The following is a 23,782-nucleotide window of genomic DNA, read 5'->3' as shown; positions in this document are numbered from 1 at the left end:
TTTTATAAACAAAAGATCCCGCTTTCGCGGGATTTTTTATGCATGCTGGTGTTGGTTTTTATCCTGGTGCAGCTTAATAACATTTACCACTTTGGTTATCTGCTCGGTTAATGCAACTACCAAATCCCCTTCAGCGGCAAGCGACAGCGCGTGCCTTATCGCATCTTCTTCATCGGGTATCACATCATAGGTAATTTGTTTGCCGTCTGCTGTAAGACCATCTATAAGCAAATGGGTAATGTTTTGCTCGTTATTGCCCCTCAGGTCATGTTCCTGGCGGATTATAATATGATCGAACATTCGGGCGGCAATGGCGGCACACTGGCGGATATCCTCGTCACGCCTGTCGCCAATACCCGATATGATACCTATTTTTTTCTTTGCATGGTAGTTGTGTACGTAATCTTCTACCGCTTCATAGCCATGAGGGTTGTGGGCATAGTCTACCAACACATTAAAGTTGCCCATATCAAAATGGTTCATACGGCCGGGGGTAAGTTCGTAGCCCGGTACAAAACTTGCCAGCGAATCGTGTATTTGTTTGGCGCTAAAGCCATACAGGTGTGCAGCAAGCGTTGCGGCTAATGCATTAGCCACCATAAATTTTATCTTTCCGCCCTGTGTAAGTGGCACTTCGGTAACGTGTACAAGGTGTAATATCTTTTCATTTTGCTTTACGGTAAGGTAACCGTCTTCGCACATAGCAACCGTTTTGCCTTGGGCGTAAAGCCTGTGTATGTGCTCATTTTTATTGTCGAGGCTAAAGTAGGCCACATTACAATCCAATTCGTTGGCGATATTGCGGCAGTACTCGTCATCGGCATTTAAAATAGCCCAACCGTCTTTTTTAACACTGCGCGCCACGACGGCCTTAACGTTGCAAAGTTCTTCGAGAGTATTAATGTCATTCAACCCTAAATGGTCTTCCTTAATATTGGTTATAACGGCTAAATCGCATTCTTTAAAGCAAAGCCCATTACGCAATATACCGCCCCTGGCTGTCTCTAAAACAGCAAAGTCTACCGTTGGGTCTTTAAGGATAAACTGGCCGCTTACAGGGCCTGTGGTATCACCCTCCAGCATTAGTTTGTTGTTTATATAGATGCCATCGGTGGTGGTAAAACCGGTAGTAAGCCCTGTAGATTGCGCAATGTGGGCCAGCAATCGGGTAGTGGTGGTTTTGCCGTTAGTGCCGGTAACCGCAATTATAGGAATACGGCTTGGTACGTTTGGCGGAAACAGCATATCTACTACCGGAGCTGCAACGTTGCGCGGAGTACCCTCGGTAGGGGCAAGGTGCATCCTGAAACCCGGTGCCGCATTAACCTCTAATATTTTACCACCATTTAGCTTTATTGGTTCTGATAGGCTTGGCGCCATAATGTCGATACCGCAAATGTCGAGCCCGATGATCTGTGCAACCCTTTCTGCAAGCGCAATATTATCAGGGTGAATTTCATCGGTGGCATCTATAGCTGTACCGCCGGTACTGAGGTTAGCGGTAGATTTTAAATAAATGACCTCGCCCCTTGCCGGAATGCTGTTCAGTGCATAGCCCTGTTTGGTAAGCATGTCTTCGGTATCTGCATCTATCTTTATTTTGGTGAGTACGTTTTCATGTCCGTTACCACGCCTAACGTCAAAGTTTACAATATCTATAAGTGTGGCGATGGTTTCCATACCTGTACCCACTACGTGCGCAGGAATGCGTTTAGCGGCGGCAGCAAACTTATTGTCAATTACCAGCACCCTATAATCAAAACCAGTAACAAATTGTTCTGCAATTACGCGGCGGCCAAAGTTTTGGGCAATAGCAAGTGCTGCAACAGCCTGCTCCCAAGTTGTAATATTTATAGTAGCACCTTTGCCTTGGTTGCCATCTATCGGTTTTATAACCAATGGGTAGCCAATGCTGTTTATAACATCTTTGAGGGAAAGTTCATCGGTACATACGCCTCCTTTAGGTACAGGGATTGCCGCCGCCGAAAGCATTTTCTTAGTACGGTCTTTATTAGATGCTAATCCCGCAGCAAGGATGTTGGTTTTTGAGGTAGTAGTAGCCTGAATGCGCATTTGTCTTGACCCGTAACCCAACTGTATCATAGAGTCGGTGCCCAGGCGCAGCCAGGGTATATTGCGTTTTACGGCTTCGTCTACAATGCTTTTAGTACTTGGGCCCAGGCAGTTTTGCGCGCAAATTTCTTTTAGCTTTTTAATATCAGCATCCAGGTCGTATGGTGCATCAGTTACCAGTGCTTCGGCAAGGGCAACGGCTGCTTTTGCGGCATATAGGCCGGCTTCTTCATCGTCATAGGCAAAAACTACGTTGTAAACACCTTTGTCGTTGGTGCCGCGCGTGCGGCCATACCCGGGATTCATCCCCGCAAGGGTTTGTATCTCTAACGCAATATGCTCTACCACATGACCCATCCAGGTGCCACGCTCTACACGTAAAAAGAATCCGCCGCGAGTACCTTCGCTGCACTCGTGCTCTACAAGAGTAGGCAATACGGTTTGCAGGCGTTCCCTAAATCCGGGAATCCTGTCGGTTGGGTAGTTTTCGAGTTCGCCAATATCAAGGCGCATTTGTATAAGTTTAGTGCGGTAGTTGCTCCAGATATTTGGGCCGCGAAGTACTTGTATTTTCAGGATATCCATTTGGTTAGCTGTTATTTAGATACACCAAATTACTTAAGGCGCCTAAAATACACAATTGGATTAACTAAAGTTTGGGAAGTTTTTTGTTTTTAACTGTCTATAAATAAGAACTTAACAAAATATAAACAATAATTTTCAGATGTATTAATATACAAATAAAAAAAGGAGAGCTAACCTCTCCTTATATATACTGAATTTTATTTTTTGAGCTCGTGGCAATATTCACAAACATTGCTCACTATGCATTCGCTGTGTTTGGGGTTGGTAGGGCGGCAGGTTTCGCGCCCTAAAAAAGAGATAGCCATACCAATTTCGCCCCACATATCCTGCGGTAGTGCAGCCATGATCTCTTTCTCTATTTTATCGGCATTTTTACCTTTCGCAATACCTAATCGGGGGGCAACGCGCACCACATGCAGGTCTACCATCACACCTTCGGCCTTCACGCCGGCTTCGCGCATTATTACGTTAGCTGATTTTCGCCCAACGCCTTTAAGTGCCGTAAGCTCCTTCATGGTGGTTGGGATGTTTTTATCTTCCTTAACCGTCTCTGCAATTTCCTGCAGCCAGGCAATCTTGTTGGTATGAAAGCGAACTTCCGATAACGCCTCGGTAAGCTCTGCCGTGTTGGCTTTGGCAAGCGTTTTCATATTGGGGTATTTTTTAAAGAAATCAGGGGCGAGCTTATTAATATGCGCGTCGCTGTCCTGTGCACTAAGCACTACCATAATCAGTAGCTGGTAAATATTTTTATAATCCAGCGGGTGCTGCTCGCCCTTATATTTTGCTATGAGGGGCCTTAGCGCCTTAGGCCAGTCGGTACCTTCCATAAATAGATCCATTTTGTAGCTTTAATTATAAAATTACAGATTTATTTTAAACAAAACAGCCCCGCTTTACAAAGCAGGGCTGTTTATAATTAGTCTATTTATTCTTTAAAGTCAACCGACAGCGAATTTACACAGTAGCGCTGGCCGGTTTGGGTAGGGCCGTCGTCAAAAACGTGGCCCAGGTGGCTGCCGCAGTTAGCACATAAAATCTCTGTGCGCAGCATACCGAAAGTAGTGTCTTTAATATACTCAACTTTGCCGGGAATGGACTCATCAAACGATGGCCAGCCGCAACCCGACTCAAATTTAGAGTCGCTTTTAAAAAGTGGTTCGCCACAGGCGCCACAGCAGTAAGTGCCTTTATCAAAAGAAAGGTTGTATTTGCCGGAGTGCGGAAACTCGGTACCTTTTTGGCGTAAAATTTTGTAACGTTCAAGGCCTAATTGTTCTTTCCATTCGGCCTCTGATTTTTGCAGCGGATATTTATCTGAAGTGCTCATATACTAGTATTTTAAATTAAGCTGCCGTCTTATTTGGCAGCAGGTATAAATTTAATAGAAACAGAGTTAGTACAAAAGCGTTTTCCTGTGGTTTTTTGCGGGCCGTCATCAAAAACGTGGCCCAGGTGGCCGCCACAGTTGGCGCACATAACCTCTACACGCTGCATACCTACCGAGTTGTCTTCTTTATAAATTACGCTACCCTTAATAGCCTGGTCGAAAGACGGCCAACCGCATTCTGAGTCAAATTTAGCATCAGAGTTAAATAATGGGTTGCCGCAAGCCGCACAAACGTAAACGCCTTTTTTAAAGTTTTTGTAGTATTCACCGGTAAATGGTCTCTCGGTAGCTTTTTCACGCAGTACGGCATACTGCTCCTCAGTAAGCACTTTTTTCCATTCGGCATCTGTCTTTACCACTTTACCGTTAGGTTTTGCCGGTAACTGGTTTTCTGCTTTAGATGGTTCAGCCTTTTTATCCTGTCCCTGGCACGCGGTTAGAGAAAACAGGACTATCAATATCATTAGTTTTTTCATTGCTCTATAAAATCTATTATCTGTTTAATTACGGTTTTATCTCCTAAAATTTTGCGGTGGCCCAATCCATCGGTAACTACAAGGGTAGCATCAGCTAAATTCTCTTTAATATGATAGGCGGCACTAACGGGTACATCAGCATCATCATTATCATGAAACATCAGTACCGGGATAGTAACCTCCTTTGCTGCTATATACGCCGAATAGTTGTTAATGGTTTCGCCAAATTTCTTTTCAAATTTGTGTATCATCATGCTACCGGTTGCAATATCCATGCCTAATTTTTTAGTAAAGTCGTCCATAATATCCTTTATAATATCGCCGCTGCCTATGGTAACGGCCTTCTTAATTTTAAGTCCGCGTTTTACAGCATTCAGCACTGCCATAGCGCCAAGTGAATGCCCTATAGCATACTCAAATGGCCCGTATTTTTGTTCAAGGAGAAGTATAGATGCAATAAACTCGGTCATATCACTCGTCTTTCCGGAAGATTTACCGTGCGCGGGTGCATCAAAACTTATGGTACTGTAACCGTTTTTAATAAGTTTTGCCGCAATAGAATGCAATTGTGTACCACGGCCGCTCCAGCCGTGTACAAGTAAAACTTTTCTTTGGCTTTCGCCAAAGTGATATACGTTTATGCTTTTCCTAAGGGACGGAACCATCACAAGCTCCTGCCTGCTGTTGCGGTTCATTTCTTCCTCACGTTTGGGTATTTTGTGTTTTATTGGAGTAGTGAACAGGCGCATCATAAACTTTACTGCCAATGGCCTTGAAACCGCCTCTAATGTTTTAGCAGTTACAGTTATGAACTTTGGAATTTTAACCGATGAGTTGTGTAGTTTTTTATGCGCTGTCATACCTTATTTATTAGCTGCATAAAGGTAAAGCTAATTTTTTATAATGCATGCATACTACTTAAAGCCGATTTTTTCTTACTTATAAATTACAGGTATTTAAATATTTACAAATACTTTAACGAGTACCACGGTTTTTTCGGAAATTTTTATCATTTTAATTTGTTAATTTTGTGGAAAACATAACAACCAATTTAACTATGAAAAGAAGTGTATTAACCTTATCGGTAATCTTCGCATTGCTGATATCTGCCTGCTCAACCAATCCGTTTACAGGCAAACAGACTTTTAATATTGTATCTAACAACGAAATATTTCCAACGTCATTTCAGCAATACAACCAGTTTTTAACTGAGAATAAAGTTATCAGCGGTACATCGCAGGCTACTATGGTTACCAGTGTAGGCCAAAAAATCAAGGCAGCTGCCGAGAAATACCTTGCCTCTGTGGGGCAGTCGGCGTACCTTGAGGGCTATGCGTGGGAGTACAAACTGGTAGAGAGCAAAGATGTTAACGCATGGTGTATGCCGGGCGGTAAAATTGTAGTGTACAGCGGAATATTGCCTATTACAAAAGATGAAGCAGGGCTTGCAACCGTAATGGGGCATGAGGTGGCACACGCATTGCTTAACCACGGAGCACAACGTATGAGCCGCGATGCAGTGGCACAGTATGGTGCGGCAGGTTTAGGTGCAGCAACAGCGGGACAAAGTGCTACGGCACAGCAAATATTTCAGCAGGCGTATGGCCTTGGTGCACAATATGGCGCTATTTTGCCATTTAGCCGCAGCAATGAGAATGAGGCAGATGAGGTAGGCCTTACACTAATGGCTATTGCAGGTTACAATCCTGAAAAAGCCTTAGAATTCTGGAAAAGGATGGAAGCCAACTCAGGCGGCGGTGCACCACCGGAATTTATGAGTACCCACCCAAGTGGGGCTACAAGGATAAGCAAAATTACAAGCGAAATACCAAATGCAAAGGCACAAGCCGCTAAGTTTGGGGTTAAGTTTTAATTTAAGATTTGAGAAGTGAGAATCGAGAAGTGAGATTTGGAGTTTGGAATTTGTCATTTGGAATTTGATTTTTAAAAATATGGCTGCTTTTAGGCTAATCATGGTCGGAAGATTTTTCTTCCGACCTTTTTTTTATATGTGTATTAAAGTTATAAGAAAAGGCATTAAAATCACTTGCTGTTTTAAAGCGTATCGAGTTCAGATGATTTAGCCTGTTCAATATAATTTGTAGCTAAAAAGATTGTAGCCCTGAATTTTTGTTCCTTTTGTTTCAATACAAAAGAAAAGAATTACAATTCATCCGCTTAATTCTACAGTTGGGTAATACACTTTTTTAAGGGTTGTAAAATGTGTGCACCTTTGCTCTATCAAAATACAACAACCAATTTAAACCTTAAAGTTATGATACGCATTATTACCCTTATTATCTTATTTGTTTTCAACTGTGTTAGCGCACAATCGCAATATGAAACCGGTATGCAAAAAGCATTCGCACTATGGGGCGAGAACAAAACTACCGAAGCATCGGCTCTTTTTGAAAGGATAGCCGGGGCAGAGAAAACCAACTGGCTGCCATCTTACTACGTTGCACTTGTAAACACTACCGAGGCTTTTCAGATAAAAGACAAAGAAAAAATAAGTGCATTATTGCTAAAAGCACAAACGGCACAGGACAATGCCACGGCACTATCGCCTAACAATGCCGAGCTGTTGGTTATGCAGGCTTTAATACACACCGCGTGGATTGTATACGACCCTATGAATAACGGAATGAAGTTATCGGGCAAGGTGAATGAAATTTACACAAAAGCTTTAGTGTTAGCGCCTAACAACCCCAGGGTTGTGTTTAGCAAAGCCGAGTTTGAGATTGGATCGGCGGCTTATTTTGGTAATGATACTGCCCCTATGTGTAAGGAAATAGAACGAGCTGTTGCACTTTTTGCTACCTTTAAGCCGGAAACGCCTTTTAGCCCTAAGTGGGGTAAAGAAAGGGCAGAAGAAGCACTTAAAAAGTGTAAAGAGTAAGAGAATTTAGCAATAGGCAATTAGCAATTAGGCTAAAGGCAATAAGCAACGTAAGCGCATACTATGAAATTAAGAACTGTATTCAGAGAATTTTTAAAGGCCCTGGGGCTTGGGGTTATAATTTTTATAGTGCTTTACCTTATTGCACTTGCGGGAGGCACCCCTTTTGGATGGAATCCCAATCTTATACGCCAGTTCTTTTTCATAATGCTGTATACCGTTATGCTGCACATGGGCAATATGGTGGTATTTATCGTGATGGATAAGATCTTTCACGGGGTGCGCATGTCGGCTAAAAGGCTGCTAACCGGGTTTTTAAGTTCCTTTATAGTATCGGTCTTAATTGTACTGCTGCTGCGAATTTTTGAAGATGTTTACATACAGGATAAAACACTGCCGCAATTTTTTACCGAGGAGCATATTAGCAATTACTACGTTCCTATGATCATTACCCTTGTTTTTACCTTTTCGCTGCACCTGTTTTACTTTTACAAACAATACCAGGAAAACAGGGTAAAGCAGCAAAAGATAATTGCAGGTACGGCATCGGCAAAATTTGAAACACTTAAAAACCAGATCGATCCGCATTTTCTTTTTAACAGCCTTAATGTACTGAGTTCGCTTATTGAAGAAAACCCCGATGCGGCCCAAAAATTTACCACATCTTTATCTAAGGTGTACCGCTACGTGCTGGAACAAAAGGATAAGGAGTTAGTAAGTGTAGAGGAGGAGCTTTCATTCGCCAAAACATACATGAACCTGCTTAAAATGAGGTTTGAGAATAGTGTGTTTTATGAGCTGCCCATAAAAGTATCAAGCCTTGATGCGCGGGTGGTACCCTTATCGTTACAACTGCTGTTAGAAAATACGGTAAAGCACAATATTGTAAGCGAGCAGAAACCGCTGCATATAAGGATTTTTGAAGAAGACGGCTACCTGGTGGTACAAAACGATTTCCAAAAGAAAGAAGTACTACAGGACCGTAAAGGTGTTGGGCTACAGAATATTGTAAGCCGCTATGCAATTATTACCGCAAGACGCGTAAAGATAGAGCAGACAGAAAAACATTTTGCGGTAAAACTACCGGTATTAACCAAACAAGTAACAATTATGGAAACTACATACAATACGCAAAGCGATGAGCAAAGCAATTATTATAAAGCACAGAAAAAGGTAGAAGAGATTAAAGGTTTTTACGGCAACTTATTTTCTTATATTGTTGTTATTACAGGGCTTGCCATCTTAAACCTTTACACAGGGGCAGAGCATTTATGGTTTTTTTACCCGGCAATGGGCTGGGGCTTAGGGGTAGCCATACATGCCATGAGTGTATTTAACTTTATGCCCTTTTTAGGATCAGGCTGGGAAGAAAGAAAGATCAAAGAGTTACTGGAGCGAGAACGCAACAATAAGTGGAAATAACTAAACACAGGAGTTTAATCATCAATCATCAAAAAAAATAGTATTATGGAAAATACAGATACAGAAGTTTACAAAAGCGTTAGCAAGCGCGTAAAACATATTAAAGGTTTTTACTTTCACCTTTTTTGCTATGCAGTTGTAATTATTACGCTGTTGATAATTAACCTCGCCACATCCCCATACTATCTTTGGTTTTTGTGGCCGGCTTTGGGTTGGGGTATAGGTGTTGCACTACACGGTATTGGTGTTTTTAACGTGCTGCCGTTTTTTGGGCACGATTGGGAACAGCGTAAAATACAGGAACTGGTAGAAAAAGAAAACGGTAAACAGTGGCGGTAATTCTAATCTCAGATCAAGGACTATAAAATTGATGTCGGATAATTTTAAAATATGATCGTTATGGAAGAATATGATGACATTGCTTATAAAAAAGCAAAAGATAAAGTAAAAGAAATAAAAGGATTTGGTTATAACCTGTTGTCCTACTGCATTATGATCCCGGTCCTTATTGTTATTAACCTTAAATTTTCGCCGGAATTTCATTGGTTCTGGTTCTCAATACTGGGTTGGGGTACAGGCCTTTTATTTCAGGGCATGAGTGCCTTTGGGTACATCCCGTTCCTGGGCCGCGACTGGGAAGACCGTAAGCTTAAGGAGCTGATGGATAAAGAGGAAAAGAAAAGTAAGTTTATGTAACCTAAACCTTAAAACAGGCATTATGAAAGACTTTTTTAATTATAAAGAACAGGATTTTGAAGCTTTAAACAGGCTAAAGGATATTAAAAGCTTTTACACCCACCTGGGCTCCTACACTACCCTTAATATTGGGTTGTTGATTTTTAAACTTGCCGAAGTGGTAAAGCTGCCCGAAACATTTTGGCATACTACGTTTGTAATCACTGCGGGTTTGGGTGCGTTAGGCTTACTGGCGCACTGGGCAACGGTTTGGGGTTATAAACTACTGCTGCCCAAACACTGGGAAGAGCGCAAGCTGAAGCAGTTAATTGATAAAGAAAATAATAAGCAATACTAAATTACACAACCGATTTTAATAATTTGTGTCATGGAAAATTCTTTTGAAGAACAAAAGCGGGTAGAAAAAGCCCGCAAAAAAGTAAAGGCGATTAAAGGCTGGTACAAGCACTTTGCTGCTTACCTTATAGTTAATGCAGTGCTGATAATTATGCATTGGGCCGATATGGAGCCCGGTGAGCATTTTTTTGAGTGGAAAACCTTCTCAACAGCATTTTTTTGGGGTATAGGCCTTGCCATTCATGCCTTTGGGGTTTTTGGGACCGACCTGTTTTTTGGCGCCGACTGGGAGGAGCGTAAAATTCGCGAATACATGGACAGGAATACCGAGAAAAAAGATAAGTGGGAGTAAAGGAGATTTAAGATTTTAGAATTCAGATTTTAGATTTAAAAATTACGAATTACGAATTACGAATTACGAATTACGAATTACGAATTACGAATTACGAATTTCCCCCGCTAACAACCGACAACCAACAACTGACAACCAAAAAATGAATGTTATAATTATAGAAGACGAAAAGCCTGCGGCACGCCTGCTGCAACGCAAACTGCAAAAACTGGGTATAGAGGCCGGCACCATGCTGCACTCGGTAGAAGAATCATTAGCGTGGTTTGCCAATAATGAGCACCCCGACCTGATCTTTCTTGACATCCAGCTATCGGACGGGCTTTCGTTTGAGATTTTTGATGTCCAAACCATTAACAGCGCTGTCATTTTTACAACAGCCTATGATGAGTATGCCCTCAGAGCCTTTAAGCTGAACAGTATTGATTACCTGTTGAAGCCCATTGACGAAGATGATCTGGAAGCTGCGGTGAATAAATTCCGCGAGCGCCAGCCTAAGGCGCAACCACTGGCTCTGGATTTCGACCAGATAAAACGAATGCTCTCAAACCCTGCCGAAAAGACGTATAAGAAGCGTTTTACCATTAAAATGGGGCAGCACCTTAAGATGATCAATATTGAGGACGCTGAATGCTTTTACAGCGAAAATAAGGGTACTTACATTCATACTACAGATAATCGCGATTACCTGCTGGAGTGCACCCTGGAGCAACTGGAAGCCGAGCTGGACCCAAAGCAGTTTTTCCGCGTAAGCCGAAAATTTATTGTGAGCATCACTGCCATTAAAGACATCGTGGTATATACCAACAGCCGCCTAAAAGTTATCCCGCCCACCTATAAAGAAGATGAGGTTATTGTGAGCCGCGAGCGCGTAAACGACTTTAGGGAGTGGCTGGGATGAGAAAGTTTTCAGTTTTCAGTTGACGGTTGACAGATTGCCACGGTTGCTTTGTAACCGCTAAGGTGTATTGCCCCCGGCTTCAGCCGGGGGGAGAGAAGAATGGCTATTTGATGGCTTCAGCCAAAATTAAGGGGATTGCTAAGATGTGTTGCCCCCGGCTTCAGCCGGGGGATGAGAAATATAGCTATTTGATGGCTTCAGCCAAATCTAAAATCTATACCTATAAAATCCTGCTATGGGCTTTACTACCCTTATTTAAAGCCCCACCACCAAACAGCGCCCAACCCATAAGCACCGGCTGAAAGAACAGCCGCGCCAGGCGTTTGTTATCGGTGTCCAGCCCAAAGCCATCGCGATGGTTCCTGTATTGGGCTATATTACCCGGAAACACCGCTGCAAAAAAGCTTGCTGCTACAATGCCAGTTGTAACCCGCTCCTTTTTCAAACCCGCAATAGCTGCGCCTAAGAGTATCTCTGCCACTCCCGATAGTAAAACGGTTGTATCTTTATCTACAGGAACCCAGTCGGGCACCTGCGCCTGAAATTCTTTACGTGAAAAGGTAAGGTGGCCTATACCTGCCGTAACCAGCATGGCACCTAATGCTATCCTCGAAAAATTTTGTGTTTTTGTATAACGTGGTTTGGTTTCCATAATGTGGCTTTTTATATAAAGTTAGCTACGGCATTTTTAAAAACATTTTTTTTAAATCAATTTTATGATTAGGGGAAAAAATTAGAAGCACCAAATTTTTTAAATTTCAAATCACAAATTTCAAATCACAAATCACAAATTTCAAAATTAACTTTGGGATCCCTATGATGAATTTCTAAAAATCTAACTAGCCAAAAATCCAAAAATCTATTTTGACAAACTCAAAGTCCAAAAGTGAAATATTAAGCTATTTGTAAGTTTAAAGCTATATAAATTGAATAAAAACAGATGTTTTTTATGCATCTTAAAATCCAAAAGTGAAATATTAAGCACTTTTTTAGTGTTTTTGGGTGGTGTAAGGATATAAAAAAACTGTTCGGCAAACAAAATTTGTTTACAGAACAGTTTCGGAATATGTGGTAAGTTTCCTGAAGGAAAATATGGACTATTGGAATAAAGAAAGAATTTCTTTTTTCGCTTTGCCTATTTTCTGTTCAAGACGTCCCCACATTTCATCGTCTTTGCCTTCCTCATATTTCAGATCATCGTCTGTAAGTTCGGCATATTTTTGTTTAAGTTTTCCTTTAAATTCGTCCCAGTTTCCTTGTAATTCAGTTGAATTTGGCATGATGTATTGTATTTTGATTACATAGTAAAATTACATCTTGTTTTGCCAAATTAGTGGTAAAGGAATTATAAAGCTATGCTAAATGTTGGTAGTGCTAACGTTTACACGCCTGCTTTCCAATATCATGTAAAACTGGATTCCGAACAAAATAGAGGCTGTTACCACGTGTATGCTTTGCGATGCAAACGGAAAATCAAAGTTGTACATGGCTATGCCTGAGGCCACTTCAAGTAAAATAAGGCACAACACCCAAGATGTTTTGGCAAAGCCAAGTCCTTTTTGTTTGTTCATAATAAACAGCCAGATGTTCATGGCCAAAACCAAGATAGAGAACGACCTGTGTATGTAGAAGTTAATGATGGGTTCATCCATTACCAGGGCAAGGTTCTCATACCCGAGCATTTTAATGCGCTCATCTACAAACTGGCGAACTTCGGTACCTAAAACTACCTGTATAAGTGTGAGTATCAGCGAAAGCCAGAGCAGTATTTTAAAGAATCTATCGTATTTAAAAACAGGCTGTTGCAGGGTCAGGTCTTTGGCTTTATCTAAAATGTAGAGTATCAGTGCAACTATAACCAGCGCCGCTACCATATGTATGGTAATCTTTACAGGGTTTAAGACGCTGTAAACCACTGTTGCTCCTAACCATGCCTGAAATCCCATTAATATGACAGCAAGCCATGATAGCCCTATAATGCCCGGTTTTGTTTTCCTTAAGCTGAATGATGCTATTGCCATTGCCAGTACTGCAAGGCCTGCAAGGGCTCCTATCAGTCGGTTAACGTATTCAACCCAAGTGTGTAAAGGGTTAAACTCGGCATAATCGTGTTTGGTGTAGGCATCCCAGTTGGATGCATTGTATTCGGCACCGGTAGTAAAGGTTTCTTTGGCAACCCAAAGCTTTTCGTCTTTAATAATAACCTGCCCCGACTTAAATTCGCGGTTAGGTGCCCACATAAGTTCCTTAATATCAGTAGGTGGTATATAGTACCCAAAGCACCTTGGCCAATCCGGGCAGCCCATGCCGGAGCCCGTCATGCGTACCAATGCACCGGCAACAATTACAAGGTAAACGAGAATTAGGGCTGTTTTTGTTATTTTTGGAAACAGCTGTTTCATTTTATGTATATTTAATTTATCGTAAGATATTAATTCCGTTGCAGTTGTAAAATGATAAAAGTCATTTTATAAGTACTCTGATTGCATTGAATTATGAGATTGCCGCGCTTCGTTGCACTTCGCTCGCAATGACTGTACGTTGCAAATTGTCTATTGCAAATTGCCTATTGTTAGCCCCAACTTCTTAGCCCTTTCCATCATGTAATCATGTGCGGCCTGGTATTCGTTAGGGATTTCGCCTTCTAAAATAGCCTCTTTAATGGCTTCCTTTAAGATGCCGATTTCCTTACCTGGCTTGATGTTAAAGATCTCCATGATCTCTTCTCCCGATATAGGTGGCTGAAAATTACGTACATGGTCGCGTTCTTCTACCTCTACTATCTTTTGGCGTACTATCTTAAAGTTATTATGGTACTTCTTAAACTTATTAGGGTTTTTGGTGGTAATATCGGCTTCACAAAGCGTCATCAGGCTTTCTACATCTTCACCGGCATCAAATACCAAACGGCGAACAGCGCTGTCTGTTACGATATCCTGCGCCAAAACAATAGGTCGGGAGCTGAGCATCACCATTTTAGAAACAAATTTCATTTTGTGGTTAAGCGGCATGTGCAGGCGCTCAAACAGTTTTTTAACCATTTTACCACCAACAAACTCATGGCCGTGAAACGTCCACCCCACTTTTTTGCTGAATTTTTTTGTAGGAGCCTTGCCAATATCGTGCAACAGCGCAGCCCAGCGCAGCCAGACATCATCGGTGTTTTGGGCAATGTTATCTACCACCTCAAGGGTGTGGAAAAAATTATCCTTGTGTGTTTGGCCTTCAACTTCTTCAACACCCTGCAGGTTGGTAAGTTCAGGCATTATGATGTGTAGCAGCCCGGTTTGGTGCAACAGCTTAAACCCGACTGACGGCACGGCGGCCGAGAGTATCTTATTCAGCTCATCTACAATACGTTCGCCGGTAATAATTTTAATACGCTCTTTGTTGCGCTCTATTGCAGTAAGTGATCCGGCCTCAATAGTAAAGCCCAATTGTGTTGCGAAACGTATAGCGCGCATCATGCGTAACGGATCATCGCTGTATGTGATGTCCGGATCCAGCGGCGTGCGGATGATCTTGTTCTTAAGGTCTTCTATTCCGTTAAACGGATCTACCAGTGTACCGTAATCGGCTTCGTCAAGCGATAAAGCCAGGGCATTAATGGTAAAATCGCGGCGGTTTTGGTCGTCTTCCAGCGTGCCGGTTTCAACCACAGGGTTGCGGCTATCGGCATTATAAGACTCTTTACGTGCGCCAACAAACTCAATATCAATATCTTCAAAGCGAAGCATAGCAGTGCCATAGGTTTTAAAAACCTGCACTTTTGGTTTTTTAGGCAATAGGGAAGATACCGTTTGGGCCAGCTCTATACCGCTGCCCACAGCCACAATATCTATATCTTTTTTAAAGTCGCGCTGCAACAAAAAATCCCTTACAAACCCGCCAATTACGTAACTTTTTACGTTGAGTTGGGCAGCAGCCTGAGAAGTTATTTTAAAAATGCCGTTATGCAGCGCCTCTTTATAGGTGTTCTTTTTCATTAAGGTCGTATCACTTTCACCGTCAAATCGTTACCAAGTTTAATAATGGTAGATGGTTTTGCGGCAATTTTATCGTGGTGCAAATTTACAATATAGTCTACGCCGTCCAAAATATGATGGTCGATTTCTTTAAAAGAATTAGGGGTAGGCCTGCCGCTAATGTTTGCCGATGTACTAACCAATGGCTTTTTCATGCGCTCCATAAGTTTAAAACAAAACGGGTCTTTAACCAGCCGAACGCCCAGTGTTTTATCCGAGGCTATCAGGTTAGGCGCTACATTGCGCGGGTTATCCAGTACAAGCGTGGTGGGCTTTTCAGAAAGATCGATTAACTGCCACGCCACTTCCGGAATTTCCTTAAAAACATTGTGCATCATGCGGTCGCTGTTCATAAGTACGATCATGCTTTTGCTTTCAACACGCTGTTTAAGGTCGTATATTTTTTGTACTGCCTCAGGGTTTGAAGAATCGCAGCCAATACCCCAAACGGTATCGGTAGGGTAAAGGATAATACCGCCGTTTTTTATGGCCTCAAAGGCATTGTGTACTTCTGTATTTATATCGGGTGTGCTCATTAGTAAGTGTTTAGGGTGTCTACAATTTTCTTAACCTCCTCATTAGTTAAAACCGGACTCATAGGCAGGCTCAGTACCTCGCGGTGAATTTGCTCGGTAATTGGCAAAGATAAGGTACTTAACTCAGGATATGCCTCCTGTTTGTGCATAGGGATAGGATAATGTATAAGCGTTTGTATATCAGCGGCAGCTAAAAAGCGTTGCAGCCTGTCGCGTTCTTTGGTACGTACTACAAACACATGCCAGGTATGTGCCAGCTCCTCTGTGGGGCGTTGCGGCAGCTTTATTTTAGGGTTGGTAATGTTAATAAGGTAATAATCAGCTATCTCGCGGCGGCGCTGGTTCTCGGTATCCAAGTACTTCAGTTTAACATCGAGCACCGCGGCCTGAATTTCATCCAGCCTCGAATTCAATCCCCGGTATTTGTTGATGTATTTGGTTTCGGATCCGTAATTTGCCAGTGCGCGGATGGTTTTTGCTAAGGCATCATCGTTAGTGGTAACGGCTCCGGCATCGCCCAAAGCACCTAAATTCTTGCCGGGATAAAAGCTGAAGCCGGCTGCATCGCCAAGGTTACCTGTCTGCACGCCATTATATTGCGCTCCAATGGCCTGTGCGTTGTCTTCTATTATTTTAAGGTTGTGCCTGTTGGCCAACTCTATCAATTCTTCCGAAAAAACTACCTGCCCGTACAAATGCACTATCATAATTGCCTTTGTTTTAGGGGTTATCTTTTCCTCTATTTTGGCAATGTCTATATTATACGTTTCGATAATAGGCTCTACAAAAACAGGGACTAAATTATTATCGGTAACCGCCAGCACCGATGCTATGTAGGTATTTGCAGGAACAATAACCTCATCGCCTTCCTGTATAAAACCAAGCTCTATATACGCTTTAAGGATAAGCCGCAGGGCATCAAGCCCGTTAGCCACACCAATGGCGTGTTTACAGCCTATGTAAGCCGATAGGTTCTTCTCAAAAGCCTTTACTTCTTCGCCTAAAAGGTACCAGCCACTCCTGAATGTTTTTAGCAGGCGGGCTTCTATTTCCTGTCCGTGCAGCAGGTTTATTTTTTGCAGGTCGAGAAATTTTATCATGCTGCTGTAATTTTTACCAAAATTAGTACACAGCACTTACATTTTGGTAATAAAGTGTATAAAAGGTATTATTTTAGTAAGGAATGGTATACGTCTAAATATTGCTTTGCGGCATCATCCCAGTTAAAAGATAATGCCCTTTGGGTAAGCTTTTCTTCGTAAAAAGGTACGTTATTCTTATAAATGTCAAAACCTCTATAAAATTCTGATGCCATGTGTTCCGGGTCAAATTCATCCCAGTAAAAGGCATGCTCGCCACCAATTTCGGGCAACGAGGCCCTGTTAGCTAAAAAAACCGGCTTACCAAATCGCATGGCCTCAATAGGCGGCAGGCCAAAACCTTCGCCAATAGACGGAAACAAAAAGGCGGCGCAATTTTTAAGGTAAAACTGTTTACCGGCATCGCTTACCTTGCCTGTAAGGAAAACGCGATCCTGGAGTTTCAGTTCCGTTATGGCCTCGCGTATCTTATCTCCGGCAGGTTTGTTATTGTTACCCGATAAGATCAAATTAAAGTCGGGTACAAACTGCATCATCCTTACGATTGATTCAAAGTTTTTTTTCTCTAAAAAGTCGCCAATAGTGTATAAGAACGGTTTATCAACCGGAAATTCAGGTGTATAATTCGTAGTATCAGTAAGTGCCGTAATGGGATTGCCATTGTAGATAACATATTCCGGCACGTTAGGCACATCAAAGTACTGGTGGGTGTGCTGCTTTGCAAATTCTGATATATACGTAATGGCATGGCATCTTTCAAGCTTGCCGTAAAACAACTTACCTCTTTTAGATGAGGTATCTTTTATAGTTGCCTGGTCTGCAAAGTTTACATCATGAACGGTAAGCAGGTATTTACTAACCTTAGAAGGCTCAAACTTGGTGTTTTGATTTACAGAATGCCATAAATCGTGTTTTGTAGAAACGCTGAAAGCTTTATACCTGTTAAAAGAATATACCTTTTTGTACTTAAAGGTGTCTTTAAACTCGTCCTTAAGTGTTTGGGGCTTGTAGGCAGATAAAGTTATTTCTAAGTTGCTAAGGTCTTGGTTGCTAAGGCCTTTTATGAGTCCGTAATTAAAGGTGCCCAGGCCTGTTGCCGGATTTTTTATATTGTGCGTTTCTAAAAAAACTTTTTTCATTTTTTCAATTTGATGTAAAAATATAAAAAGCATCTGTTAGTTTGCCACTCGCACAATTATTTAGGAGCTTTTTACCATTTTTTTACTATTTGATGATAATGGTAACATGGCAAATTTAAAAATGGTTATTTTTGTGCAAAATTGCACCAGCACATGAATAAAGTTATAGCGCCAAAATTTCTTAGCCAACAGAAGGAGATTACCGGTATTATAGAAAATTTTGAAACTACGGGCACTTTATTTGTGAATGGTAAGAGGAACAAGATAAAAACCTTTAACCTTAACGGAATTACCGCTAATGTAAAATCGTTTAGGGTACCTAATTTACTTAACAAGATAGTATACCGTTTTTTTAGGAAATCTAAGGCTAAACGTTCTTATGAGTTTGCCAATATTTTGCTGGAGAAGGGTATAGGTACACCGCAGCCGATTGCCTATTTTGAAAATTACAATGCCCTGGCTTTTTTAGATAGCTATTATATAAGCGAGCAGCTGGTGGCCGACCTTACTTTTAGGGAACTGGTTGAAATACCTGATTTTCCTGACCATGAAAATATTTTGAGGCAATTTACCCACTTTAGTTTTTTACTACATGAAAAAGGAGTTGAATTTACAGATCATTCTCCCGGTAATACGTTGATTAAAAATTTAGGGAGTGGGCAGTACGCCTTTTTTCTGGTAGACCTTAACCGTATGAATTTTCATGACCATATGGATTTTGAACTCCGCATGGAAAACCTTAAACGGCTTACACCTAAACAGGAAATGGTTGCCGTAATGAGTAATGAATATGCTAAGCTGTATAACAGGCCGGAAAATGAGATATTTGAGGTGCTTTGGAAAAAAACAGCCGATTTTCAGGCAAAATTCTGGAGAAAAAGGGCAATTAAGAAAAAACTAAATTTCTTAAAAAAATAATGGCATAAATTTGCTGCCAAACAACTGTATACAATGAAAGCGTCAGTTATAATGAGTACTTATAATGCCGAAGCATGGCTTGAAAAAGTTATATGGGGCTTTAGTGTACAAACTGAAAAGGATTTTGAAATTATAATTGCCGATGACGGCAGCGGCCCGGCCACAAAAACCCTTCTTGAAAGGCTGGCTCAGGAAATATCTATGCCCATTGTACATGTATGGCAGGAAGATAATGGTTTTCAGAAAACAATGATACTTAATAAGGCCATAATGGCTGCTCAAAGCGATTACCTTATTTTTACCGATGGCGATTGTATACCCCGTGCCGACTTTGTAGCAACGCATCTGTCACACAGGCAAGCAGGTTACTTTTTATCGGGAGGGTATTTTAAGTTGCCTATGCAAACGTCAGATGCAATTACACGTGAGGATATTGTAAACCAAAATTGTTTTGATGTGCACTGGCTTAAGCAAAATGGTTTAGGCGCTAAAAAAACCGGCAAGCTTACTGCTAACGGTTTTATGGCGAAGCTGCTTAATTTTATTACGCCTACTAAAGCATCATGGAACGGGCATAATGCATCGGCTTATAAAAAAGACCTTATAGATGTAAATGGTTTTAATACCCAGATGCAATATGGCGGCGAAGACCGCGAACTTGGTGAAAGATTATTTAACAAAGGGCTTAAGAGCAAGCAAATTCGGTATAGCGCCATTTGTATACACTTGGACCACGCACGCGGTTATGTTGACGATGCTACCTGGAAAAAAAATAACGATATCCGCGAGTACACCCGTAAAAATAAAGTGGTTCGCACCCTAACAGGCATCTCTACTGATTAATTAGCCGCAATATATTCTTTTAAAAGAGGTACAATTAGGTCAGGGGTAAATTCCTCGTACAATCTAAGCGCCTGAGGCTTCATCTCTTTTGGAGAGTTATCGCCATAAAGCTCCGGTTTGTAATCTTTTAAATGTACGGACACGATAGATTTCCCATTCTCAAATGAGTTCCAGGCCTCTTTCTTGATCCATGTAGAAAATATGGTAAACGACGGAATATCTATAGCCTTAGCCATATTTACCGCCCCTCCTTCATTACCTATAATGGCATCGCATTGCGAGAGTATAGAAAGAAATTCCCTCACACCACCTGGTACGATATCCATGCGTATTTTCTGCTTAGTGAAGTCACTGCAAAGATTGTATATAGCTTCTGCTTCCTTTTTTTGTACCGGTATGTAGTTAAACAAAAGGCATACATTAGGCTTTTGTCCGATAACATCTAACAATTGTGCCATATAGGCATAAGGATATGTTTTTGTTTTAGAGCTTCCTAAAACACCTATCATATAAACCGTAGTGCCGGGAGTAATGCCATGCTGTAAAAGCACTTCCTTGCCGTGTTCACGCTCTTCGCCCGACATAAAAATTTTAGGCTTGCGGTCTAACTCAATAGTAAGGTTTAAAGCGCTAAGCAGTTCCAGCCTGTTGTTTATGGCCAGGCCTGCATTATCTACAGGTTGTTTAATTTCATTAACCGTATGGGTGTAAATATAGCTGGTATATGGCTTGTAGAAGCCTATTTTTTTATCAGCACGCGAAAAAGCAACAATAAGATTGCTCTCTAACTTGCCATATGCATCAATTACAATATCATACTTTTCTTTGCGGGTTTGTAAAAGAAATTTAAAGAATTTCCATTTACTATCCCTGTATTCACTTTCAAAAAGAATTATTTTATCAATATTGGGATTACCTTCTACCACAGGTTTTGTAAAAGGGTATATCAGGTAATGAATTTCTGACTTTGGATACGCCTTTTTAAGGTTATTGCATAAAATGGTGCTAACCAGCACATCGCCAATCATTTTTTGCTGAATGACAAGTATCTTTTTTGCAGCCTGCCCGCCATCTTTAGCCTCCTGCATTTCCTGCAGGTATATGTAGCGCATGTACTCATCGTGCTGTAATATACGGGCAATACCATAACCACGGCTTCCGTTAAGGAAACCAAGTTTAAGGATGTAATACTTAAAAAACCTGAATTTAGGGCGTATGCTAAGGTGATAGTAAGTTGGTGTTATGTGCTTATCTAACAGCTCCTTTGCCTTAAGCTGGGAGTATTGCAGCCTTTTATTTAAAAACTCTTCTTTAGTTTTAAAGGTATAGTGGTCTATAGCAACTTTTAGCTCGCCGGTTTTACCGTGTATATCCAGCTTTTCGTGAACCAGTTTTTTCGTATACCTGCATTTAGATCGTCTAAAGATTCTCTCGATTTTATCGGCGTTAAAAATATTGTTTATCAGCGGCCTGCCCTCGTAAAAAAACACACGTTTTACCACATAAGCTACTTCTTCAGGCTCGCTGTCTATTGTCTTAATGATCTCTGCAATCCCTTTTTTAGAAACCCTTTCATCGGCATCAAAAAAAGTTACCCAATCATAAGAAGCAAGATCTAACGTATAATTTCTTTGCGAAGAGAAATCGTCAAATACCCGCTGGTAAAACTTTACATGCGGGTATTCTTCAATAACAATTTTCGGGGTAGCATCGGTACTGTAAGAGTCTACAATTATAATCTCGTCGGCAAACGACATATTATCAAGGTATTCCCTTATGTTGTGCTCCTCGTTATAAATAATGGCAAGTGCCGAAATCTTAGTTTTTTTAACGCTCATTTTTAGTCGTTATACCGCTACGTCGTATTCCCTTAAGGCATTATTTAGCGAAGTTTTTAAATCGGTAGACGGTTTACGCTTGCCAATAATAAGGGCGCACGGCACCTGAAATTCGCCTGCGGCAAACTTTTTAGTATAGCTGCCCGGTATTACTACGCTGCGTGCGGGTACAACACCCTTCATTTCTACAGGTTCGTCTCCGGTAACATCTATAATTTTAGTAGATGCAGTAAGGCATACGTTAGCACCAAGAACCGCCTCGGCCTCTACACGAACACCCTCTACAACAATACAGCGCGAGCCAATAAATGCTCCGTCTTCTATAATAACAGGTGCGGCCTGCAGGGGCTCTAAAACACCGCCTATGCCCACACCACCGCTAAGGTGAACGTTTTTGCCTATCTGTGCACAGCTGCCCACAGTAGCCCAGGTATCAACCATAGTGCCTTCATCTACATAAGCGCCTATGTTTACATAACTTGGCATTAATATAACGCCCGATGATATATAAGCACCATAGCGTGCTACAGCGTTTGGTACTACGCGAATGCCTTTTTCGGCATAGTTGCGTTTAAGCAGCATCTTGTCGTGGTATTCAAATATACCAGCTTCCAGGGTTTCCATTTTTTGTATCGGGAAATACATTACTACGGCTTTTTTAACCCATTCGTTAACCTGCCACCCGCCTTCAAGAGGTTCGGCTACACGCAGTTTGCCTGTATCAAGCAGTTCTATAACTTCGCGAATGGCGCTAATAGTGGTTTCTTCCTGTAGTAAGGCGCGGTTATCCCACGCGTTTTCAATAATGGGTTGTAGTGTATTCATGGCTATTGTTAGGTGGGGCAAAGATACAACTCCGTATTAAATTATATTTACGTAAATGCTAAAATCACAAGTATAATGTCAAAAGTTAAAACACTATTTCCTAATACATTTTTTATCTTTACGTAAATACGATTTTAATGAAAGATAATTTTTCTACCCAGGCAAAAGCCTACGCGCAATACCGCCCGTATTACCCGCCCGAAATGATAGCTTACATAGCTTCTTTAGTATCTGACAAAGATGCTGCGCTGGATGTGGCAACCGGTAACGGACAAGTAGCGGCCCAGCTTGCCAAATACTTTAAAGAAGTTTATGGCACCGACATTAGTGAGAAACAACTGCATAATGCCACTCAGGCTCCTAACATAAGCTATAAGGTAGTGCGTGCAGAGGAAACACATTTCGGCGAAAGCCGGTTCGACCTTATTACTGTTGCGCAGGCAATACACTGGTTTGATTTTGATGCGTTCTATAAAGAGGTGTACCGTATTTTAAAGCCCGATGGGATTTTTGCCGTACTGGGTTACGGCCTTTTTAGTACCAATGCCGATACCGATAAAATACTCCATAAGTTTTATTATGATATTGTGGGCCCCTACTGGGATGCCGAACGCCGCTACCTCGACGAGAATTACACCACCATTCCTTTTCCTTTTAATGAGGTTGAAACGCAAAAATTTACCAACCATTTTACATGGACGCTGGAACAGCTGATTGGCTATTTAGAAACGTGGAGCGCCACCCAGCATTACATCAAAAAGAACGGCAGCAACCCAATTGATATCATTAGGGTCGAGCTGCAACAATCGTGGGAGAAAAGCGATAAGAGTGTAACTTTTCCGTTACTTTTGCGGATAGGGAGAAAAGTTTAAGGTTTCAGGTTTCAAGTTATTTGACCGTTTGTATATAGTGGTTAGTAGCAATTTTGGTAACCTGAAATTTTAAACCTGAAACTTTAAACTAAAAGTTATGAGAATACTTGCTATAGATTACGGCGAAAAACGTACCGGCATTGCGGTTACTGATGAAATGCAGCTGATAGCTTCGGGCTTAACTACGATACCATCGGGCACGGCGCTGGCTTTTTTAACGGACTATTTTGCTAAAGAAAAGGTAGAGAAAGTGCTTATTGGCGAGCCAAAACAAATGAACGGGTTGCCCTCACAAAGCGCAGGCCTAATAGATGCTTTTACCGCAAAATTTACTAATCAATTTCCTGATATGCAGGTGGTACGGGTAGATGAACGTTTTACGAGTAAAATGGCCTTCCAGACCATGATAAATAGTGGCCTAAAAAAGAAACAACGGCAAGATAAGGGGTTAATTGATGAGATTTCTGCAACAATTTTGCTTCAGGATTATTTAATTCAAAAAAATAAATAAATTTTATTTTAGTTTCCGTAAAAATGGTTATTGGTAAAATCTACCGTT

26 protein-coding genes are annotated in these 23,782 nt (G+C 41.4%); 12 read left to right on the top strand and 14 right to left on the bottom strand.

Annotated elements, in window-relative coordinates:
- Positions 1-36: 36 nt before the first annotated feature.
- The 5 genes from cphA to FMM05_RS15325 all read right to left on the bottom strand — a co-directional run bounded on the left by cphA (position 37) and on the right by FMM05_RS15325 (position 5,384).
- A complete protein-coding gene (gene cphA / locus FMM05_RS15345; protein WP_143374280.1) occupies positions 37-2,658 on the bottom strand; it encodes a cyanophycin synthetase in 2,622 nt (873 codons plus the stop codon).
- A 197-nt stretch (positions 2,659-2,855) separates the two neighbouring features.
- Positions 2,856-3,500 (bottom strand): endonuclease III domain-containing protein, encoded by a 645-nt coding sequence (locus FMM05_RS15340; RefSeq protein WP_143374279.1) that lies wholly within the window; start codon positions 3,498-3,500, stop codon positions 2,856-2,858.
- Positions 3,501-3,586: 86 nt separating this feature from the next.
- Positions 3,587-3,988, bottom strand: coding sequence for a peptide-methionine (R)-S-oxide reductase MsrB (msrB, locus tag FMM05_RS15335; RefSeq protein WP_143374278.1), 402 nt, complete (start codon positions 3,986-3,988; stop codon positions 3,587-3,589).
- A 29-nt stretch (positions 3,989-4,017) separates the two neighbouring features.
- Positions 4,018-4,524: a peptide-methionine (R)-S-oxide reductase MsrB gene (gene msrB / locus FMM05_RS15330; protein WP_143374277.1), complete on the bottom strand. Its 507-nt coding sequence runs from the start codon at positions 4,522-4,524 to the stop codon at positions 4,018-4,020.
- Entirely contained in the window at positions 4,521-5,384 is an 864-nt protein-coding gene (locus tag FMM05_RS15325; protein ID WP_143374276.1) for an alpha/beta hydrolase, read from the bottom strand. Before FMM05_RS15325 ends, msrB (FMM05_RS15330) begins: the two co-directional genes overlap by 4 nt.
- A 197-nt stretch (positions 5,385-5,581) precedes the next feature.
- Between FMM05_RS15325 and FMM05_RS15320 the strand changes: the two genes are divergently transcribed.
- From FMM05_RS15320 to FMM05_RS15285, 8 genes are all read left to right on the top strand, one after another.
- Positions 5,582-6,397, top strand: a complete 816-nt coding sequence (locus FMM05_RS15320; RefSeq protein ID WP_143374275.1) for a M48 family metallopeptidase — start codon at positions 5,582-5,584, stop codon at positions 6,395-6,397.
- Positions 6,398-6,799: 402 nt separating this feature from the next.
- A complete protein-coding gene (locus FMM05_RS15315; RefSeq protein ID WP_143374274.1) occupies positions 6,800-7,423 on the top strand; it encodes a tetratricopeptide repeat protein in 624 nt (207 codons plus the stop codon).
- Positions 7,424-7,486: 63 nt separating this feature from the next.
- Positions 7,487-8,845 (top strand): 2TM domain-containing protein, encoded by a 1,359-nt coding sequence (locus FMM05_RS15310; RefSeq protein ID WP_143374273.1) that lies wholly within the window; start codon positions 7,487-7,489, stop codon positions 8,843-8,845.
- A gap of 45 nt (positions 8,846-8,890) precedes the next feature.
- Positions 8,891-9,184, top strand: coding sequence for a 2TM domain-containing protein (locus tag FMM05_RS15305; protein WP_143374272.1), 294 nt, complete (start codon positions 8,891-8,893; stop codon positions 9,182-9,184).
- 60 nt (positions 9,185-9,244) lie between these two features.
- Entirely contained in the window at positions 9,245-9,541 is a 297-nt protein-coding gene (locus FMM05_RS15300; protein ID WP_143374271.1) for a 2TM domain-containing protein, read from the top strand.
- Between the two features lie 22 nt (positions 9,542-9,563).
- Entirely contained in the window at positions 9,564-9,878 is a 315-nt protein-coding gene (locus tag FMM05_RS15295) for a 2TM domain-containing protein (protein WP_143374270.1), read from the top strand.
- Positions 9,879-9,908: 30 nt separating this feature from the next.
- Positions 9,909-10,229 (top strand): 2TM domain-containing protein, encoded by a 321-nt coding sequence (locus FMM05_RS15290; RefSeq protein ID WP_143374269.1) that lies wholly within the window; start codon positions 9,909-9,911, stop codon positions 10,227-10,229.
- Positions 10,230-10,371: 142 nt separating this feature from the next.
- Positions 10,372-11,127 carry a LytR/AlgR family response regulator transcription factor gene (locus tag FMM05_RS15285; protein WP_143374268.1) on the top strand — a complete coding sequence of 252 codons (756 nt, stop codon included), beginning with the start codon at positions 10,372-10,374 and terminating at the stop codon, positions 11,125-11,127.
- A gap of 220 nt (positions 11,128-11,347) precedes the next feature.
- Here FMM05_RS15285 and FMM05_RS15280 read toward each other — a convergent pair whose 3' ends face one another.
- The 7 genes from FMM05_RS15280 to FMM05_RS15250 form a co-directional block, all read right to left on the bottom strand.
- Positions 11,348-11,779 carry a DoxX family protein gene (locus FMM05_RS15280; protein ID WP_143374267.1) on the bottom strand — a complete coding sequence of 144 codons (432 nt, stop codon included), beginning with the start codon at positions 11,777-11,779 and terminating at the stop codon, positions 11,348-11,350.
- A gap of 445 nt (positions 11,780-12,224) precedes the next feature.
- Entirely contained in the window at positions 12,225-12,407 is a 183-nt protein-coding gene (locus FMM05_RS15275) for a CsbD family protein (protein WP_143374266.1), read from the bottom strand.
- A 78-nt stretch (positions 12,408-12,485) separates the two neighbouring features.
- A complete protein-coding gene (locus tag FMM05_RS15270) occupies positions 12,486-13,529 on the bottom strand; it encodes a COX15/CtaA family protein (RefSeq protein ID WP_143374265.1) in 1,044 nt (347 codons plus the stop codon).
- A gap of 150 nt (positions 13,530-13,679) precedes the next feature.
- Positions 13,680-15,113 (bottom strand): CCA tRNA nucleotidyltransferase, encoded by a 1,434-nt coding sequence (locus FMM05_RS15265; protein ID WP_143374264.1) that lies wholly within the window; start codon positions 15,111-15,113, stop codon positions 13,680-13,682.
- Entirely contained in the window at positions 15,113-15,688 is a 576-nt protein-coding gene (locus FMM05_RS15260) for an L-threonylcarbamoyladenylate synthase (protein ID WP_143374263.1), read from the bottom strand. The genes FMM05_RS15265 and FMM05_RS15260 overlap by 1 nt, the downstream gene beginning before the upstream one ends.
- Positions 15,688-16,788: a DegT/DnrJ/EryC1/StrS family aminotransferase gene (locus FMM05_RS15255; protein WP_143374262.1), complete on the bottom strand. Its 1,101-nt coding sequence runs from the start codon at positions 16,786-16,788 to the stop codon at positions 15,688-15,690. Before FMM05_RS15255 ends, FMM05_RS15260 begins: the two co-directional genes overlap by 1 nt.
- Positions 16,789-16,856: 68 nt before the next feature.
- Positions 16,857-17,927 carry a glycosyltransferase family 4 protein gene (locus FMM05_RS15250; protein ID WP_143374261.1) on the bottom strand — a complete coding sequence of 357 codons (1,071 nt, stop codon included), beginning with the start codon at positions 17,925-17,927 and terminating at the stop codon, positions 16,857-16,859.
- A 153-nt stretch (positions 17,928-18,080) separates the two neighbouring features.
- Here FMM05_RS15250 and FMM05_RS15245 point away from each other — a divergent pair, with 153 nt between their 5' ends.
- Together FMM05_RS15245 and FMM05_RS15240 are read left to right on the top strand one after the other, a co-directional pair.
- Positions 18,081-18,845 carry a Kdo domain containing protein gene (locus tag FMM05_RS15245; protein WP_143374260.1) on the top strand — a complete coding sequence of 255 codons (765 nt, stop codon included), beginning with the start codon at positions 18,081-18,083 and terminating at the stop codon, positions 18,843-18,845.
- Between the two features lie 33 nt (positions 18,846-18,878).
- Positions 18,879-19,688 carry a glycosyltransferase family 2 protein gene (locus tag FMM05_RS15240; RefSeq protein ID WP_143374259.1) on the top strand — a complete coding sequence of 270 codons (810 nt, stop codon included), beginning with the start codon at positions 18,879-18,881 and terminating at the stop codon, positions 19,686-19,688.
- On the opposite strand, the gene FMM05_RS15235 is transcribed toward FMM05_RS15240, so the two are convergent.
- Together FMM05_RS15235 and FMM05_RS15230 are read right to left on the bottom strand one after the other, a co-directional pair.
- Complete coding sequence (locus FMM05_RS15235) at positions 19,685-21,526, bottom strand: glycosyltransferase (RefSeq protein WP_143374258.1); 1,842 nt, start codon at positions 21,524-21,526, stop codon at positions 19,685-19,687. The two genes, FMM05_RS15240 and FMM05_RS15235, sit on opposite strands and share 4 nt — an antisense overlap.
- Positions 21,527-21,535: 9 nt before the next feature.
- A complete protein-coding gene (locus FMM05_RS15230; protein WP_143374257.1) occupies positions 21,536-22,351 on the bottom strand; it encodes a 2,3,4,5-tetrahydropyridine-2,6-dicarboxylate N-succinyltransferase in 816 nt (271 codons plus the stop codon).
- 137 nt (positions 22,352-22,488) lie between these two features.
- On the opposite strand from FMM05_RS15230, the gene FMM05_RS15225 reads away from it, so the two are divergent.
- Positions 22,489-23,223: a class I SAM-dependent methyltransferase gene (locus FMM05_RS15225; RefSeq protein ID WP_143374256.1), complete on the top strand. Its 735-nt coding sequence runs from the start codon at positions 22,489-22,491 to the stop codon at positions 23,221-23,223.
- 97 nt (positions 23,224-23,320) lie between these two features.
- The gene (ruvX, locus tag FMM05_RS15220) at positions 23,321-23,734 is read left to right on the top strand and encodes a Holliday junction resolvase RuvX (RefSeq protein WP_143374255.1); all 414 of its coding nucleotides are present in this window, start codon (positions 23,321-23,323) and stop codon (positions 23,732-23,734) included.
- Positions 23,735-23,782: the final 48 nt, after the last annotated feature.

This window comes from Flavobacterium zepuense (assembly GCF_007097145.1).
In the GTDB taxonomy this organism is placed as follows: Bacteria; Bacteroidota; Bacteroidia; order Flavobacteriales; family Flavobacteriaceae; genus Flavobacterium; species Flavobacterium zepuense.
Note: the sequence above shows the minus strand (reverse complement) of the source record. Positions and strands in the feature narration are given on the sequence as shown.